The sequence below is a fragment of the Streptomyces sp. NPDC007875 genome (assembly GCF_042868035.1).
Lineage (GTDB): Bacteria > Actinomycetota > Actinomycetes > Streptomycetales > Streptomycetaceae > Streptomyces > Streptomyces antimycoticus.
On sequence record NZ_JBIADZ010000035.1, the window covers coordinates 60,064 to 77,537 of the forward strand.

Below are 17,474 nucleotides of genomic sequence, written 5' to 3' on the forward strand. Positions count from 1 at the left end.
GCCTGGACGTGGTCCGCTACCGCAGGCGGCTGAGGCCCAGCGCATGGGCCGCGCCGCTCTCGACCACGATCTCGTCCACCGTCTGCGGCTCCCGCACCGTCGCGAAGCGCACCTCGTCGCCGGTGGCGTCGAAGCCGTAGACCCCGGGCCGGGGCAGGCTGTTGTACGCGAAGTGGTTGGAGAAGTAGTACGCGCCCGTGTCCAGCAGGCCGACCAGATCGCCCGCCGCCAGCTCCGGCAGGGGCCGGTCCCGGGCGACCAGGTCGCCCGCGAAACAGCAGGGACCGGCGATGTCCTGGGGGACCTGGCCGTCGGAGCCCCCCGTCTTGGGGCGGCCCTCCGCGTCGTAGGCCGTGACGCGCAGTGGCCAGGCCTCGGGGGCGAAGACCGTACGGGTGGCGAGCTGGGCGCCCGCGTGGGTGACCGCGATCGGGCGGCCGCCCGCGGACTTGGCGTATTCGACCCGCGCCAGCACCAGGCCGGACTTGGCCAGGAGGGACCGTCCGAACTCGGTGACCAGCTTGTACCGCCCGTCGAAGAGCCCCGGCACGGTGGTCCGCAGCAGCTGTGCGTACTCCCGGTAGCTGGGGGTGATCTCGTCGGAGGCGAAGTTCACCGGGAGGCCGCCGCCGATGTCGAGGGCGTCGATCTGCTGTCGGCCGACCGTCCCGTTGATCTCTTCGGCAAGCTCGTAGGCCACCCGTATGCCCGCCGCCATCAGCTCCAGTGGACAGCCCTGGGAGCCGACGTGCGCGTGCAGCCGGGTCAGCCAGGGGCGCTCGGCGAAGGCGCGGACGACCCACTCGCGCGCCCCCGGATCCTGGAGGGCGACGCCGAACTTGGAGGTCGTGGTGGCCGTGCTCATCGCGTCGATGCTGCCGCCGCCCACCTGCGGGTTGATCCGCAGGCCCAGGGGTGCGGGCGGGTCCGCGCGGTCCCCCACCAGCGCGCCGAGCCGGTCCAGCTCCTGTGGGTTGTCGGCGTTGACGGCGATACCCAGGTCGAGGGCCTCGCGCAGCTCCGCGGGGGTCTTGGCGGGGGAGTCCAGGACGATCCGGTCGGGCGTCACCCCCGCCGCGCGGGCCAGCGCCAGTTCGCCGGGGCTGGCCACCTCGCAGCCCAGGCCCTCGTCGGCCAGCAGCCGCAGGACCGGGACGAGCGCGGCGGCCTTGACCGCGAAGGCGTGCAGGACGGGGGTGCCGGGCGTGACGACGTCCTCGAAGGCCGCGCGCAGTTCGGCGGCGGCGGCGCGGATCCCGGCCACGTCCAGCAGCCCGACGACGGGCTGATCCGGGCCCAGCAGCCCCTGCTCCACGGCGGCCCGAACGGCCCGTTCGCGCCGGGCGGCCATCGCCACCGGTTTCGAAGTCATGACCTCAGCCAACCATCCGAGGACGGCTGCGGGCCAACTGCCCCGGGGCCGCTCCGGGGGTCTTGCCCGGCGTCGGCCGCGAGCCCGGACAGCAGTGCCAGGGCCTGTTCGGCGGGGCTGCCCGGGGCGGCGTGGTAGACCACCAGGAGCTGGCCCTCGGTGCCGGTGACGGCCAGCTTCTCGTAGCTCAGCTCGATCGGGCCGATCTGCGGGTGCTGGAAGGTGGACGTACCGGCGCCGGCCTTGGGCTTGACGTCATGGCGCGCCCACAGCCGCCGGAACCGCTCGCTCCTGACCGACAGCTCACCCACCAGCTCGGCGAGGGGCGGATCGTCGACATCGGGGCCGACGAGTGCGCGCAGGCCGGCCACGACACCGGCGGTGGCGGTCTCGCTGCCGTGCGCCTCGCGGATCTCCGGGTCGAGGAAGAGCGCGCGGACCACGTTCACCCCGGGTCTGCAGAGCGGGGAGAGGGCGATGGCCAGCGGATTGGCGAAGAGGATGTCCATATAGCGGCCCTGGACGAAGGCGGGGTTCCGCGTCCAGGACAGCACCAGCTGCTGGATCCCGGCGGGCACCCGCTCCGGCCGCCGCGGACGGTGGCGGGGCGCGGGGCGGGCCAGCCGGTGCAGATGGGCGGTGGCGTCGTCGTCGAGCCGCAGCACGCGGGCCAGGGCGTCGAGCACCTGCTCGGAGGGGGGGGCGGTCGCGGCCCTGCTCCAGCCGCAGGTAGTAGTCGCTGCTGATGCCCGCGAGGAGCGCGAGCTCCTCACGGCGCAGCCCGGGCACCCGGCGCCGTCCGACGGCGGGCAGCCCGACGTCCTCGGGCCCCACCAGCTCGCGTCGGGCCCGCAGATACTCGCCCAGCCGATTCGTGCTCTCCGCCATACCTCCACGCTATGCGCCCGGCGCGGTCCGAGCCTGTCCCTGTGACTCCCAGGACCCGGTTGTGCGGCGGGCTGGACCGGCGGGCGGTGGGGAGGGGCGCGGGCCCGCCGCCCGCCGGGAGCGGCCCGTCCGTCGCCCGGCATGAGGTCGTAGGTGGAGGTGGGGCGCCCGGCGCGGGGCCCGTGCCTGTCGCTCCCGGGACAAGCGATCAGCCGTGAGTCCGGTTGATCGCGACGGGCGGGCGGCTGTCCTCCCGGCGTGTGAAGAGGGCCCCGTGCCGCCCGGGGCGCGGGCGCGGCCCGCGTGGCCGTGGGGGCGAGGGCGCGGTCCGAGCCTGTCCCTGTGACTCCCAGGATGCGTGGGGTCTGGCTGGGGGCGGTGGGCGGGGCGACGCTGGGGGCATGGACCAGAACGAAACACGCATGACGACACCTTTCGGCTCCCGCTCCACCGCCGCCGAGGTGATCGACGGCATCGACCTCTCGGGCAGGCGCGCGGTGGTCACCGGGGCCGCCTCCGGCATCGGCATCGAGACCGCGCGGGCGCTGGCCGGAGCGGGGGCCGAGGTGACCCTCGCGGTGCGGAACCTCGAGGCCGGGGCCCGGGTCGCCGAGGACATCACCGCCACCACCGGCAACAAGCGGCTGCATGTCACACCGCTGGACCTGGCCGACCGGGCCTCGGTCGCCGCGTTCGCCGACGGGTGGGACGGGCCGCTGGACATCCTGGTCAACAACGCGGGCGTCATGGCCCTGCCCGAGGGACGTACGCCCGAGGGCTGGGACCGGCAGTTCACCGTCAACCACCTCGGCCACTTCGCGCTGGCGCGCGGCCTGCACGGCGCCCTGGCGGCCGCCGGGGGCGCGCGGATCGTCTCGGTCAGCTCCGCCGCGCATCTGCGCTCACCTGTCGTCTTCGACGACCTCCACTTCGACTACCGGCCGTACGAACCGATGCAGGCGTACGGGCAGTCCAAGACCGCGAACGTGCTCTTCGCGGTCGGCGCCCACGCCCGCTGGGCGGGCGACGGCATCACGGTCAACGCGCTCAGCCCCGGGGGCATCCGGACCAATCTGCAGCGCCACGTCGGGACCCTCACGGCCCCGGCGATGGTGTGGAAGACCCCGGAGCAGGGGGCGGCCACCTCGGTGCTGCTGGCCGCCTCGCCACTGCTGGAGGGCGTCGGCGGGCGTTACTTCGCGGATTGCGCCGAGGCCGAGCCGGTGAGCCGCCGCCCCGAGGACCTCATCGCCATGATGGCGGGGGTCGCCCCGTACGCCCTCGACCCGGAGGGCGCCGACCGCCTCTGGGCGACGTCGGAGCGGCTCCTGGCCTCGGACTGACCGCGCTCGACAACCCCCACCAGCACCGCCCCGAGGGCTGCCACCCCAGCACCCCGCCCAGGTCACAGCTCCACCAGCACCGCCCCGAGGTGACGGCCCGCCACCAACTCGCACAGCGCGCGCGGCGCTTGGCCGATCCCGGTCAGCCGGGTGTACGGATAGGTGAGGGCGCCCTCGCGCAGCGCCCGGCCGAACTCGCGCGTGTACGCGGGCAAGGCGTCCTGGTGATCCAGCGCGCTGATGCCGCGCAGCGTGACGCCGCGGGCGATGAGGGCCAGGGTGCTGATCCCGGTCGGGGCCGGCGCGTCGTCGGAGAGCTGCGCGGCCAGCGCGCCGACCAGGGCGAAACGGGCGTTGCGGCGGGCCAGCGCCAGGGCGGCCTCGAGCTGTTCGCCGCCGACGGTGTCGAAGAGGACGTCGATGCCGTCGGGGGCGGCCGCGCGCAACTGCTCCTCGATCGGTCCGGCCCCGCGGAGGACGGCCGCGTCGTAGCCCAGCTCCCGCGTCAGCCGGTCGGCCTTGTGGCGGGAGCCGGTGGAGCCGATGACCCGTTCGGCGCCGTGCAGCCGGGCGAACTGCCCGGCCAGGGAGCCCACGCCGCCCGCCGCGCCGGTGACGAACACCGTGTCGCCGCGCCGCACCCCGGCCCCGCGCACCACCCCCAGCCAGGCGGCGAACCCCTGCGACAGATGCGCGGCGGGGTCCGGCAGCGCCCCGGGGTCGATGGGCGACGCCTGCGCGGCGTCGAGCACCGCGTATTCGCGCCAGCCGGCGCGGTGGCGGACGAGGGTTCCGGGGGCGAGTTCCGTGCCGGGCGCGCTGATCACCTCGCCGAGGGCCGGGCCCCGCATCACCTCGCCGGTCTTGTGCAGCAGCTGGGGAAGGCCGAAGGTGTCGGGGTCGGGGAGGGTGAGCGGGCGCATTACGGCGGCGACGCTCATCAGCCGGTTGCGCACCAGCACCTGTCCGGGGCCGGGGGTGGGGACGGGAGCGGTGACGACCTCGAAGTGACCGGGGGTGAGCGCCCCTTCGGGCAGGGCCGCCAGACGGACCTCGCGATGGGTGGCGGGAAGGGACACGCAGGGCTCCTCGCGGGCGGAGCGGACACGTCCCGGTGACGCTACCCCGGGGGGCCGGACCGTGCCGGTCGTGTCCCCCGCGAGCCCGCGCCGCTGAACCACCCGGGTGTATGCGCAGCTCCGCGGTATTGACTAGCCATATTCATCGGCATCAAGATGTGAATAACTCGATCCAATCGATGGCAGGGAGGCTTGGCCCCATGACAGGACCGCGACCCGTACGGGCGCCGCGTGGTGCAGAGCTCAGCGCTCGGGGGTGGCAGCAGGAAGCCGCCCTGCGGATGCTGCAGAACAACCTCGATCCGGAGGTCGCCGAGCATCCCGACAAGCTCGTCGTCTACGGCGGCACCGGTAAGGCGGCCCGCGACTGGCGCTCCTTCGACGCCATGGTCCGCACCCTGCGCACGCTCAAGCAGGACGAGACGATGCTGGTCCAGTCGGGCCGCCCGGTGGGCGTCATGCAGACGCACGAATGGGCGCCGCGGGTGCTGATCGCCAACTCCAATCTGGTCGGCGACTGGGCCAACTGGGAGGAGTTCCGTCGCCTGGAGGCGCTGGGCCTGACCATGTACGGCCAGATGACCGCGGGCTCCTGGATCTACATCGGCACCCAGGGCATCCTCCAGGGCACCTACGAGACCTTCGCGGCCGTGGCGGCCAAGAAGTTCAATGGCACCCTGGCCGGGACGATCACCCTCACCGCGGGTCTCGGCGGCATGGGCGGCGCCCAGCCGCTGGCGGTCACCATGAACGACGGCGTCGCGATCTGCATCGACTGCGACCCCCGCGCCATCGAGCGCCGTATCGAACACCGCTACCTGGACGTTCGCGCCGACAGCCTGGACCACGCCCTGCAGCTGGCCACCGAGGCGCGCGACGCCCGGCGCCCCCTGTCGATCGGCGTGCTGGGGAACGCGGCCGAACTGGTCCCGCAGCTGCTCGCGATGAACGCCCCGATCGACATCGTCACCGACCAGACCAGCGCCCACGACCCGCTGGCGTATCTGCCGATCGGCGTGGACTTCGACGCGATGGCGTCGTACGCCGCCGAGAAGCCCGCCGACTTCACTCAGCGGGCGCGCGAGGCGATGGCCCGCCACGTGGAGGCCATGGTCGGCTTCATGGACGCGGGCGCCGAGGTCTTCGACTACGGCAACTCGATCCGCGGCGAGGCCCAGCTCGCGGGCTACGAACGCGCCTTCGCCTTCCCCGGCTTCGTGCCCGCCTACATCCGGCCGCTCTTCTGCGAGGGCAAGGGCCCCTTCCGCTGGGCCGCTCTGTCCGGCGACCCGAGGGACATCGCGGCCACGGACAAGGCGATGCTGGAGCTGTTCCCGGAGAACGAGTCGCTGGCCCGCTGGATCAAGATGGCGGGGGAGCGGGTCCACTTCCAGGGACTGCCCGCGCGTATCTGCTGGCTCGGCTACGGCGAGCGCGACAAGGCGGGCGAGCGCTTCAACGAGATGGTCGCCGACGGCACGCTCGCCGCACCGCTGGCGATCGGCCGCGACCACCTCGACTGCGGCTCGGTGGCCTCCCCGTACCGCGAGACCGAGGCCATGCTGGACGGCTCGGACGCGATCGCCGACTGGCCGCTGCTCAACGCCATGGTCAACGTGGCCTCGGGCGCGTCCTGGGTCTCCATCCACCACGGCGGCGGCGTCGGCATGGGCCGCTCGATCCACGCGGGCCAGGTCACGGTCGCCGACGGCACCGCGCTGGCGGGCGAGAAGATCCGCCGGGTGCTGACGAACGACCCCGGCATGGGCGTGATCCGCCACGTGGACGCGGGCTATGACCGCGCGGACGAGGTGGCGGAGGAGCGAGACGTCCGAATCCCGATGAGGGAAGCACAGTGAGTGTTGTGGGCAATCGTCCCGCAGGGCGGGACGGGTGGGCACAACCCACCCACCGACCGTCAGCCGCCCACGAAACCCCGTCGTTCCACGAGATGTGGCGCGACCTGGCGCCCGTAGGCCGCAACACAACAACAAACGGCTACCGCCGCTACGCCTGGACAGACGCGGACGCCGACTGCAGAACGTGGTTCAAGGAACAAGCCCAGAACCGCGGTCTCACCTACGAGGTGGACCGCAACGGCAACCAATGGGCCTGGCTCGGCGACCCCACCGCCCAAGGCGCCGTGGTCACCGGCTCCCACCTCGACTCCGTCCCCGACGGCGGCGCCTTCGACGGCCCGCTGGGCGTCGTCTCCTCCTTCGCCGCCCTCGACGAGCTGCGAGCACGGGGTGCGCACCCCACCAAACCGCTCGCCATCGTCAACTTCGGCGACGAGGAGGGCGCCCGCTTCGGCCTGGCCTGCGTGGGCTCCCGGCTGACCGCCGGGCAGCTCACCACGGACCAGGCGCACCAGCTGCGCGACGCGGACGGGCTGAGCCTCCCCCAGGCGATGGAGCGCGCCGGATACGATCCGGACGCCATCGGCCCCGACCCGGAGCGGCTGGCCCGCATCGGGGCCTTCGTCGAGCTGCATATCGAGCAGGGGCGTGCCCTGGCCGACACGAACGACGCGGTGGGCGTCGCGTCCGCGATCTGGCCGCACGGCCGCTGGCGGTTCGACTTCCACGGTGAGGCCAACCACGCCGGGACGACCCGGATCGAGGACCGCCGCGATCCCATGCTCACCTACGCCAACACCGTTCTCGCGGCCCGTAAGAAGGCCAGGATCGCCGGGGCGCTGGCGACGTTCGGCAAGGTCAGCGTCGAGCCGAACGGGGTCAACGCGATCGCGAGCCTGGTCCGCGGCTGGCTGGACTCGCGCGCCGCCGACGAGGAGACCCTGGCCGCCGTGGTCGGCGAGATCGAGCGCGCCGCGCAGGAGCGCGGGGAGCGCGACGGGGTGGACGTCCGGGTCACCCGGGAGTCGTTCACCCCGGTCGTCGAGTTCGCCCACGACCTTCGGGACCGGCTGTCCGGGCTGCTGGGCGGCGTTCCGGTGCTGCCGACCGGGGCCGGGCACGACGCCGGCATTTTGTCCGCGTCCGTTCCTACGGCCATGCTGTTTGTAAGGAACCCCACCGGCGTCTCGCATTCACCCGCGGAGACGGCGGGCGAGGACGATTGCCTCGCCGGTGTGGCCGCACTCGCGGAGGTACTGGAGGGCCTGGCGTGTCACTGACGGCGCAGACGTACTGGGCGGAGCACGCCTGGGTGGACGGAAGCGTGCGGTCGGACGTGGTGATCGTGGCCGCGGCCAACGGACGGATCGCGGCGGTGGTGCCCGGGAGCCCACGGCCGCCCGCCGGGTCCGTCACGCTCCGTGGTCTGACCATCCCCGGTCTGGCCAACACCCACAGCCACGCCTTCCACCGGGCCCTGCGCGGTGTCGTACAGGCGGAGGGCGCGCCGGACCGGCAGCGCGAGGGGCGGGGGAAGGGCGCGCCCGACTCCTTCTGGACCTGGCGCGAGGTGATGTACGGGGTCGCCGACCGGCTGACCCCGGACAGCTACTTCGAGCTGGCCCGCGCCGTCTACGCCGAGATGGCCATGGCCGGGATCACCTGCGTGGGGGAGTTCCACTACCTCCACCACGCGCCCGGCGGCGCCCGCTACGGCAACCCCAACGCGATGGGGGAGGCCCTGATCGCGGCCGCGGCCGAGGCCGGTATCCGGATCACCCTGCTCGACACCTGCTATCTCTCCTCCGGTTTCGGGGCCGAGCCCAGCGAGCACCAGCTGCGCTTCTCCGACGGCACGGCGGAAGCCTGGGCCGAGCGGGTCTCCGGGCTGAAGAGCGACGGCAACACCCGCATCGGCGCGGCGATCCACTCGGTGCGGGCCGTTCCCGCCGATCAGCTGGCGACCGTGGCCGGGTGGGCCCAGGAGCGCACGGCGCCCCTGCACGTCCACCTCTCCGAGCAGACCGCCGAGAACGACGCCTGTGTGGAGGCGCACGGCTTCACCCCCACCCGGCTGCTCGCCGACCACGGCGTGCTGGGCTCGGAGACGACCGCCGTGCACGCCACCCATCTCACCCCCGGCGACATCCGGCTCCTGGGCCACACCGCCACCGGTGTCTGTATGTGCCCGACCACCGAGCGTGACCTCGCCGACGGGATCGGCCCGGCCGCCGAGCTGCAGAGCGCGGGCTCACCGCTCTCGCTGGGCAGCGACAGCCATGCCGTGATCGACATCCTGGAGGAGGCCCGCGCCATGGAGCTCGACGAGCGGCTGCGCACCCGCGCCCGGGGCCACTGGACCGCGGCCCAGCTGCTGCGGGCCGCCACCGTGGACGGTCACGCGGCGCTCGGCTGGGGTGCGGAGGCCGGCCGGATCGAGGTGGGCGCGCTCGCCGACCTCACCACGGTCGCGCTGGACTCGGTGCGCACGGCGGGGCCGCCGCCCCGGCTGGGCGCCGAGACCGCCGTATTCGCGGCGACCAACGCGGACGTCCGGCACACCGTGGTCGGCGGCCGCCATGTCGTACGGGACGGCACCCATCAACTCGTCCCGCGCGTCCCGCAAGCGCTGGCCGAATCCATCGAAGCCCTGCACGGACGGTGATCCGGCCGCTACCGCAACGGCCGACGAAGGAGAACACCCCCACGATGACCACCGCGACGACTGCGCCGACCACGACCGCCATCACCGACATCGCCGGTCTGGTCACCAATGACCCCTCCCTCGGTGAAGGCCCCCTCGGCCTGATCCGGGACGCGGCCGTCGTCATCGACGGCGACCGCATCGCCTGGGTCGGTGAGTCCAGCAAAGCACCCGCCACCGACAACCGGGTCGACGCCGGTGGCCGGGCCGCCATTCCGGGCTTTGTGGACTCCCACTCCCATCTGGTCTTCGCGGGCGACCGGACCGAGGAGTTCAACGCCCGGATGTCCGGCCGCCCGTACAGCGCCGGCGGGATCCGCACCACCGTCGCCGCCACCCGCGCCGCGTCGAACAACGTGCTGCACGCCAACGTCGGCCGCTATGTGGCCGAGGCGCGCCGCCAGGGCACCACGACCGTCGAGATCAAGTCCGGCTACGGGCTGACCTCGCAGGACGAGGCCCGCGCGCTGACCATCGCCGGTGCCCACACCGACGAGGTGACCTTTCTCGGGGCGCATATCGTCGCCCCCGAGTTCGCCGACGACCCGGCCGCGTACGTGGATCTGGTCACCGGCCCGATGCTGGACGCCTGCGCCCCGTACGCCCGCTGGATCGATGTCTTCTGCGAGCAGGGCGCCTTCGACGGCGACCAGGCCCGCACCATCCTGACGGCGGGCAAGGAGCGCGGGCTGGTCCCGCGGGTCCACGCCAACCAGCTCTCCTACGGCCCCGGGGTGCAGCTGGCGGTGGAGCTGGGAGCCGCCTCGGCCGACCACTGCACGCATCTGACCGATGCGGACGTCGACGCGCTGGCCCAGGGGGAGACGGTCGCCACTCTGCTCCCCGGGGCGGAGTTCTCCACCCGCTCGACCTATCCGGACGCGCGCCGGCTGCTCGACGCGGGCGCCACGGTCGCGCTGTCCCCGGACTGCAACCCGGGCTCGTCCTTCACCAGCTCCATGCCGTTCTGCATCGCCTTGGCCGTACGGGAGATGGGGATGACGCCCGACGAGGCGGTGTGGGCCGCCACGGCCGGTGGGGCGCGGGCCCTGCGCCGTACCGACGTGGGCCGGGTGAGCCCGGGCGCCCGCGCCGATCTGGCGCTGCTGGACGCCCCGTCCCATGTGCACCTCGCCTACCGCCCCGGCGTCCCGCTGGTCTCGGCGGTGTGGCACAACGGCACCCTGATCAGGTCTGACCTTGACCTGGCCTGACGGAACGGCAGCGATCTGACGTGACCTGACGGGGAATGGCGGCGAGCACGGATAAGGGCCCGTCCCGGTCGGCCGGGGGCGGGCCCTTATCCGTCTGCGGAGGCGTCACTCCTCGATCATCAGACCCTTACGGAGCCGACGGAGGGTGCGCGACAGCAGCCGCGAGACATGCATCTGGGAGATGCCCAGCTCCTCACCGATCTCCGACTGCGTCATATTCGCCACGAAGCGCAGGGAGAGGATCTTCCGGTCGCGCGCGGACAGATCGGCGATCAGCGGCTTCAGGGACTCGACGTACTCGATGCCTTCGAGTCCGTGGTCCTCGTAGCCGATCCGGTCCGCCAGCGCTCCCTCGGAGTCGTCCTCCTCCGGCTGGGCGTCCAGCGAGCTCGCGGTGTACGCGTTGCTCGCGGCCATGCCCTCGACGACCTCGGCCTGGCTGATGTCCAGCCGCTTGGCCAGCTCGCTGACGGTGGGGGCCCGGTCCAGCCGCTGGGCGAGTTCGTCGCCGGCCTTGGCCAGGTCGAGACGGAGCTCCTGCAGCCGCCGCGGTACGCGCACCGACCAGCTGGTGTCGCGGAAGAAGCGCTTGATCTCACCGACGATCGTCGGCATCGCGAAGGTCGGGAACTCGACGCCCCGGCCGGTCTCGAAGCGGTCGATGGCCTTGATCAGGCCGATGGTGCCGACCTGGACGATGTCCTCCATCGGCTCGCTGCGGGAGCGGAACCGGGAGGCCGCGAACTTGACCAGCGCCAAGTTGAGCTCGACCAGGGTGTTACGCACATAGGCGTATTCGTGGGTGCCTTCCTCCAGCACCTCGAGACGTTCGAAAAGGGTCTTCGACAGAGCCCTTGCGTCTACCGGTGCTACCGTGTCATAAGGAGGTATTTCCGGCAGATCGGACAATTCCGGCAGTTCGTCGAAGAAGCCAACGGTCGCCTGGGCGTCCGCGTCGGGGGTGAACTGCTCGGGCAGGGGGGCCGACGAAACGGTGGTCCGGGTACTCCCCGAGGGTTCGGTACGCGTGTCGTCGAGGCGGGGTGACATAGTCTCCTCCATCGTTCTCGGCATATGGCTGCCGGTGCCATAACGTGCTGCTCCGGTGAGCGGCGCCTCCAAAGCCGGGCCGTAAGCGGATGTGACCCTCTACGCCTACCTGCATCAGCCACCAAGTGGCAAGTCCACGTTGTCCATATTTGCCGAACTATGCGAAATGTTCAGCTACCAGAGGACCGGGTAGAAGGCGTAGGGTTCGATGCGCGCAATCGAAAGCAACGAGACGCCAGAAGAGGTGCGCAGATGGACCGCGGGATGGTCGGCAGCGCCAGCAAAGGCCGGCTCCAGGTCGAGGTTCGGCACCACGGGGCGAGCGCAGTCGTGACACCGGCGGGTGAGCTGGATCACCACACCGCCGAAGTGCTGCGCGAGCCGCTCGAGAAGTGCGTAGAGGGGGGACGTGTCCGGCTGGTGGTGGACTGCTCGAAGCTGGAGTTCTGCGACTCCACCGGACTCAATGTCCTCCTCGGCGCACGACTCAAGGCCGAGGCCGAAGGCGGCGGTGTCCATCTGGCCGGGATGCTGCCGATCGTTGCCCGAGTGTTCGAGATCACGGGCGCGGACGCCGTCTTTACGGTGCACGAGTCGCTTGACGCGGCCCTTGTCGAGTGACATAGATCACTCCTGTTTCCGGCGTGTCATCGGTGGGTCAGCGATGCGTTGCCCGCGTCACATCGGTGGGGCGGAAGTAGTGGGTGTTCTCACGCTTTGGCCGGGCAGGAGACAGGCTGAAACTGTTGAAGAGATCAGGTATCCCTTGACCCTGAATCGGTGAATCGGTGAGGTGAAGCGCTGATGAGCACCACCCGGCCGTACCCGCCGGGCGACCGCGGCCCGGACCCGGACGGCCCCGCGGCTTCGGCCTCCCCACCGGCCCCCCCGACCGCCGGTCCCATCCGCCAGACCCGCAGGCTCGCTCTGATCGGGGCCAGCGGGGCCGTTCCGCGCGCCCGCGACTTCACGCGCGAGGCACTGCGCGACTGGGGGTGGCTTCCGGCCGCGACCGCCGACCACCGGGCCGCCGCCGAGGACGTCCTGCTCGTCGTCTCCGAACTGGTCACCAACGCCTGCCTGCACGCCGAGGGTCCCGAGGAGCTGCGCGTCAGCTGCAACGCCAAAGTGCTCCGCCTCGAGGTCGTGGACCTCGGCACCGGTACGCCCGCGCCGCGCACCCCGCACCGCGCCGGCCGGCCCGGCGGTCACGGCATGTTCATCGTCCAGCGGCTGTGCCTCGACTGGGGGGTCGTGCGGAACGTGGAGGGATCCGGCAAGACGGTCTGGGCCGAACTCGCCGCGCCGGGCTGAAGAGCGCGGCTTCGGCCCCACCGCGATGCCACCGTCCACCCGCAGGCCCGGCTGATCCGCCGCGCCGACCCGGCCGTGCCGGCCACGGCCGGTGGCTCCTCCGGTATTTCCGGCCCCGGGCCCGCTTGATCCCGGCCGCACTTCCGGCCCCGGGCCCGCTTGATCCCGGCCGCCGCGGCGGCCACTTCACCCCTCTTCTCCGCTTCGCGCCGATCCGGCGTGCTTTTTGTCTTCCCTTGGCAAGGTCCCCGGCGTACCGTCAGCGCCCAATCTGATGTGCCGTCAGTTACATTCGGCTGCGGCGCTTGACGAGAGGGGATCTCGTGGTGTCCCACAACCAACGGCGCCCGGCCGGCCGTGGCGGCGCCCTCACGCTCGCGGCGGCCCTGGCCGGCTCCGTGGTGCTCCTCACCGCTCCGGCCGCGCACGCCGACACCGTGGACGTCGACTACCAGTGCAAGACGCCGATCGGCGACAAGAGCGCCGTCTCGCCCATCGACATCAAGAGCGTGGCGAGCGGCGGCTCCTACAAGCTCACGATGTCCTTCGAGAAGGGCGTCTCCTCCAGCCCCGTCGAGCTCGGCAAGGGCGCCATGCACCCCAGCGCGCTGATCAAACTGGGCGGAGCGGAGAGCGGTACGGTCTCGGTGTCGGGGCCCGCCAACGACAAGGCCATCCCGGCCAACACCCCGATCAAGATCAGTGACCTGTCGGGCACCTACACCCCCAAGAAGAGCGGAAAGGTCACCTTCACCGCCTCGACCCTCACCATCAAGGCGCTGGGAACGACCACGACCTGCACCCCCGGCAACAACCCCAAGCCCTCCCTGACGCTGGACGTCAAGGGCGCGGGCGGCGGCGGGGACTCCGGCTCCACCGGCGGTACGGGCGGCACGGGCGGTACGAGTACGGGCGGCACGGGCGGATCCGGCGGTGCGCAGGGCGGCTCCGGCAACGACCAGCTGCCACAGACCGGACCAGCGGACTCCGCCGTCGCGCTCGGCACCCTCGGCGGCACGGTGCTGCTCGCCGGAGTGGCCGGGGCGCTCTGGCTGACCCGCCGTCAGCGGACCCCCTGACGCTCGCGGCATCCGAGGAGCCGCCGATGCCGTCGCGCATCCGTGCCGTCCGCCGTGCAGTGCGCCGTACAGCCGGCCGAGCAGCCGGCCGTGCGGCCATGCACGCCGTCATCCGCCCAGCCGTCCGCGTCTGGGCCCCGGCCCTGCTGGCCGCGTCCCTGATGACCCCGGCGACCCCGATGTCCTGGGCCTCCCCGGCTGCCGCCGCCGGACCCGACTGGTCGGCGGCTCCCGCCGCGGGCGGCGGCAGCGCACCGGGCGCGGGCGACCGGCCGTACATCTACCTCGAAGGCGGGCCCGGCGCCGTCCTGGAGGACAAGCTGTCGGTCACCAACAAGGGCGAGCGCCCCCGCACCGTCCGGCTGCGCGGCGCCGACGGCGCCCGTATCGCGCTCGCCGAACAGCGGGTGACGGTGCCGCCCCGCACCCGCGCCGACATCCCCTTCACCCTCACCGTCCCCTCCGACGCGGTGCCCGGCGAACGCCCCGGCACGGTCATGGTCTCCTCCGGCGGCCGCGAGATCGCGGTCCGGCTGCGGCTGCGGATCAGCGGCGCGACGCTGTCCGCCCTCGCCGTGGAGGACGTGACGATCCAGGGCCGCGGCGACCGGGCGGCCATCCGCTACGCCCTCGTCAACCGCGGCAACACCGTGCTCACCCCGCGGCTGGCCGTACGCGCCGACGGGCTCTTCGGCCAGGTGCTGCGCCGGGCCCCGCGCACCCTGCCGGTCGAGCTGCCGCCGGGCAAACGGGTGCGGCTCACCGAGAGCTGGCCGCACCCGCCCGCCCTCGACTCGGTGGACGTGCGGCTCACGGTCACCGCGGGCGGGGGCGCGCACGCCACAGCGACCGCCGGATACACGGCCGTCCCCTGGTGGCTGCTCGCCCCCGTGGCGGCGGCCCTGGTGGGCGCGGGTGCCGGCGGAGGCGTCCGGCTGCTGCGAAGACGACGGCGTCGACGCCACACCCCGGGACCGCAGCCGCAACCGCAGAGCACAGGGGCAGGAGCGACCACGTGAACCCATGCCGATGCGCAGGCACCCCGGCCCGGCCGTCCGCCGTGGTCACCGTGCTCGCCCTGGTCCTCCTCACCTTCGGCGTGCCCCTTACGGGCGGCGCCAAGGCGGCCGAGGGCCCGACCGCGAAGGTCTCCCAGGCCGAGGCGGGTACGGGTGGCACGGTCACCGTGACCGGCGCCCGATGGCGGCCGCGTGCCCTGCTCACGCTGCTCATCTGCGGGCAGAACATGATCGGCGGCACCAACTCCTGTGCCAACGGCGACGGCAGGGCGGTCACCGTCGGCGCGGACGGCACCTTCACCAAGAAGCTGCCGGTCGCCGAGCCGCCCAAACCCTGTCCCTGTGTCATCCATATAGCGACCGCGACCGGTGAAGCCGCCGCCGCGGACGTGGCGTTCAAGGTCGCCGGGCATCCGGTCGCGCCGCTGCCGAAGGAGCGGCGCGGAGGCGAGCGGCTGAGCGTGCTCTCGGCCCGGCTCGACGGGTCCAGCGGGCTGCTGACCTGGTTCGGCGCGCCACCGCGTCGACGGCTCGTCGTCACCGTCGGCAATCTCGGCTCGACACCGGCCCGCGATCCGGTCTTCGAAGTGGGCACCTCGCATGGCGTCTTCGCCCCCTCCTGGGAGGAGCAGCGATGGCGGGGGACGATCCAGCCGGGGAAGAAGGCGCAGGTCAAGCTGGACGTCGAACTGTCGGCCGGGGCCCATGGCGACTATCTGGTCTCGCTGCGCTACGGATCCAAGCTGCTCGTCGAACAGCCGTGGGCGGTGGGACGGCCCTGGGGGGTCACGCTCTTCTGGGTCCTGCTGTGCGTGGTGGTCGCGGCGACGGTCTTCCGGATCGGCATGGCCGTCGTGGACAAGGTACGGCCCCGTACGGCCCGGGCCGCGCCACTGCCGCCCCCATCCCCGCCCCCGTCCAGCATCGGACCGGCCGGGGCGAGCGGCCCGCATCCGGCGCTGCCCTGGTTCACCCCCGACACGGCGCCGGAGGCACCGCCGCACCACCAGATTTCCGCACCGTCCGAGGAGATCCGATCGACTCCGAAAGGAACCACCTGAGATGCGACGAAGAGTGAGTGCGGCCGCCGTCGCGCTGCTGCTCGGCGGTGCGGGCGTGCTGCTCGGCGCGGGCAGCGCAGAGGGCGCCGAGGTCTCGTACCAGACCGAGTGTCTACCGCCTCCGATCTCCGGTCTGCCGCCGGTGGAGGGCACCACGACCGTGGCCGTCACGGCACCGGCGACGGCCAAGGTCGGGGAGGAGGTCGAGGTGGTGTGGAAGACGGTGCAGGCCGCCTCCAAGAACCCGCCGATCCTCGACCTGGAGGCCAACACCATCCTGCCGACCGGCACCATCACGGTGGGCGGCGCACAGACCGGTGACCTGTCCCTGGAGGGGCCGCGGGAGAACCCGGCGATCCCCAAGGGCGGTGAGATGAAGCTCTCCGACATGAAGGGGAAGCTGAAGCTCACAAAGGCGGGGGAGGTGACGCTGACGCCCGGCGGCTACAACATCAACGTCAGCAAGCCGCTGCCCACGGACACCAAATGCTCGGCGAAGGAGGCGGTCAAGACCGCGGCGACCATCAAGGTGACGGACGGCGGCAGCGGTCCGGGCGGCACGACCAGCGGCACCACGAGCGGGACGACCAGCGGTACCACCAGTGGCACCACGAGCGGGACGACGAGTGGCACCACCAGCGGGACGACGAGTGGCACCACGAGCGGGACGACCAGCGGTACCACCAGCGGTACCACCGGTGGCGGGGGCGGCGGAGACGATTCGTACACCGGCAAGGAGGTTGAGGTCGCCTACGCCTGCAAGACCCCCATCGGCGACAAGAACGCGACCTCCCCGGTCCAGATCAACGCCACCAAGCGCGGCGGGAGCTTCGCGCTGACCGTGAAGTTCGGCAAGTCCGTGATGGACAGCCCGGCCGATATTCCCGCCGATTCGGTCAAGCCCTCGATGGCCGTCAAGGTGGGCGGTGCCGACAAGGGCACCGTCGCCGTGGCGGGGCCGACCAACAAGGAGCCCATCAAGTCCGGTGATCCGATCGAGATTCCCGACCTCACCGGCACCTACAAGCCGGGCGCGAGCGGCAAGTCGACGCTCACCCCCGGGGTGCTGACGGTCAAGGCGCTCGGCACGACCACCACCTGCACCCCGTCCAAGGACCCCGGCGTCTCGCTCGAACTGGACACCACCGGCCAGCCCGGCGGCACCACCGGAGGTGACACGACCGGCGGTGGCACGACCGGGGGCAGCGGCTCCGGGGGTGGCACCTCCGGCGGCAGCGGCACCTCGGGCAGCGGCGGTTCGGCCACCAGCGGCGGGCTCGCCGACACCGGTGCGAACGACCACGGCGGGCTGAAGGCGCTCGCCCTGATCGCCGGCACCACCGTTCTGCTCGGCGGTGCCATCTTCACCCTCACCCCGTGGCGCAAGCTGCGCGGCACCACCCGCTGAGCCAAATAGCCACACCGAACGGCGAAGGGCCCGGCGCGGTCTCTCCGCGCCGGGCCCCTCGTATCGCTACGGAGTAGCGCCTAC

At 72.5% G+C, this 17,474-nt stretch carries 14 protein-coding genes and 1 pseudogene; 11 read left to right on the top strand and 4 right to left on the bottom strand.

Translation table 11 applies throughout. The features are described from left to right. Positions 1-16 precede the first annotated feature (16 nt). Positions 17-1,372 carry a diaminopimelate decarboxylase gene (locus ACFYOY_RS42590; protein WP_388593156.1) on the bottom strand — a complete coding sequence of 452 codons (1,356 nt, stop codon included), beginning with the start codon at positions 1,370-1,372 and terminating at the stop codon, positions 17-19. Next, positions 1,369-2,260 (bottom strand): annotated as a pseudogene (locus ACFYOY_RS42595) (helix-turn-helix transcriptional regulator). The gene ACFYOY_RS42590 and the pseudogene ACFYOY_RS42595 overlap by 4 nt, the downstream one beginning before the upstream one ends. Before the next feature lie 422 nt (positions 2,261-2,682). Between ACFYOY_RS42595 and ACFYOY_RS42600 the strand changes: the two are divergent. Beyond that, positions 2,683-3,603 (top strand): SDR family NAD(P)-dependent oxidoreductase, encoded by a 921-nt coding sequence (locus ACFYOY_RS42600; protein ID WP_351902351.1) that lies wholly within the window; start codon positions 2,683-2,685, stop codon positions 3,601-3,603. A gap of 62 nt (positions 3,604-3,665) precedes the next feature. Here ACFYOY_RS42600 and ACFYOY_RS42605 read toward each other — a convergent pair whose 3' ends face one another. Continuing rightward, complete coding sequence (locus ACFYOY_RS42605; RefSeq protein WP_351902348.1) at positions 3,666-4,682, bottom strand: NADP-dependent oxidoreductase; 1,017 nt, start codon at positions 4,680-4,682, stop codon at positions 3,666-3,668. Positions 4,683-4,882: 200 nt separating this feature from the next. Here ACFYOY_RS42605 and hutU point away from each other — a divergent pair, with 200 nt between their 5' ends. From hutU to hutI, 4 genes are all read left to right on the top strand, one after another. Further along, positions 4,883-6,541 (top strand): urocanate hydratase, encoded by a 1,659-nt coding sequence (gene hutU / locus ACFYOY_RS42610; RefSeq protein ID WP_351902345.1) that lies wholly within the window; start codon positions 4,883-4,885, stop codon positions 6,539-6,541. A gap of 92 nt (positions 6,542-6,633) precedes the next feature. After that, on the top strand, positions 6,634-7,821 hold the full coding sequence (locus ACFYOY_RS42615) for an allantoate amidohydrolase (RefSeq protein WP_351902342.1): 1,188 nt from the start codon (positions 6,634-6,636) through the stop codon (positions 7,819-7,821). Then, complete coding sequence (locus ACFYOY_RS42620; RefSeq protein WP_351902339.1) at positions 7,812-9,206, top strand: formimidoylglutamate deiminase; 1,395 nt, start codon at positions 7,812-7,814, stop codon at positions 9,204-9,206. Before ACFYOY_RS42615 ends, ACFYOY_RS42620 begins: the two co-directional genes overlap by 10 nt. A 44-nt stretch (positions 9,207-9,250) precedes the next feature. After that, the gene (gene hutI, locus ACFYOY_RS42625) at positions 9,251-10,459 is read left to right on the top strand and encodes an imidazolonepropionase (protein ID WP_351902336.1); all 1,209 of its coding nucleotides are present in this window, start codon (positions 9,251-9,253) and stop codon (positions 10,457-10,459) included. Positions 10,460-10,564: 105 nt separating this feature from the next. On the opposite strand, the gene ACFYOY_RS42630 is transcribed toward hutI, so the two are convergent. After that, positions 10,565-11,509: an RNA polymerase sigma factor SigF gene (locus tag ACFYOY_RS42630; RefSeq protein ID WP_351902488.1), complete on the bottom strand. Its 945-nt coding sequence runs from the start codon at positions 11,507-11,509 to the stop codon at positions 10,565-10,567. A 252-nt stretch (positions 11,510-11,761) separates the two neighbouring features. Here ACFYOY_RS42630 and ACFYOY_RS42635 point away from each other — a divergent pair, with 252 nt between their 5' ends. The 6 genes from ACFYOY_RS42635 to ACFYOY_RS42660 all read left to right on the top strand — a co-directional run bounded on the left by ACFYOY_RS42635 (position 11,762) and on the right by ACFYOY_RS42660 (position 17,390). Beyond that, positions 11,762-12,130 carry an STAS domain-containing protein gene (locus tag ACFYOY_RS42635; RefSeq protein WP_069873351.1) on the top strand — a complete coding sequence of 123 codons (369 nt, stop codon included), beginning with the start codon at positions 11,762-11,764 and terminating at the stop codon, positions 12,128-12,130. 183 nt (positions 12,131-12,313) lie between these two features. After that, entirely contained in the window at positions 12,314-12,823 is a 510-nt protein-coding gene (locus ACFYOY_RS42640; protein WP_093462359.1) for an ATP-binding protein, read from the top strand. Positions 12,824-13,146: 323 nt separating this feature from the next. Continuing rightward, positions 13,147-13,902 (top strand): LPXTG cell wall anchor domain-containing protein, encoded by a 756-nt coding sequence (locus ACFYOY_RS42645; RefSeq protein ID WP_086710830.1) that lies wholly within the window; start codon positions 13,147-13,149, stop codon positions 13,900-13,902. A gap of 98 nt (positions 13,903-14,000) precedes the next feature. Beyond that, the gene (locus tag ACFYOY_RS42650; protein WP_351902331.1) at positions 14,001-14,921 is read left to right on the top strand and encodes a hypothetical protein; all 921 of its coding nucleotides are present in this window, start codon (positions 14,001-14,003) and stop codon (positions 14,919-14,921) included. After that, the gene (locus ACFYOY_RS42655; protein ID WP_351902328.1) at positions 14,918-15,982 is read left to right on the top strand and encodes a hypothetical protein; all 1,065 of its coding nucleotides are present in this window, start codon (positions 14,918-14,920) and stop codon (positions 15,980-15,982) included. The genes ACFYOY_RS42650 and ACFYOY_RS42655 overlap by 4 nt, the downstream gene beginning before the upstream one ends. 1 nt (position 15,983) lies before the next feature. Then, on the top strand, positions 15,984-17,390 hold the full coding sequence (locus ACFYOY_RS42660; protein ID WP_351902325.1) for a hypothetical protein: 1,407 nt from the start codon (positions 15,984-15,986) through the stop codon (positions 17,388-17,390). Positions 17,391-17,474 lie beyond the last annotated feature (84 nt).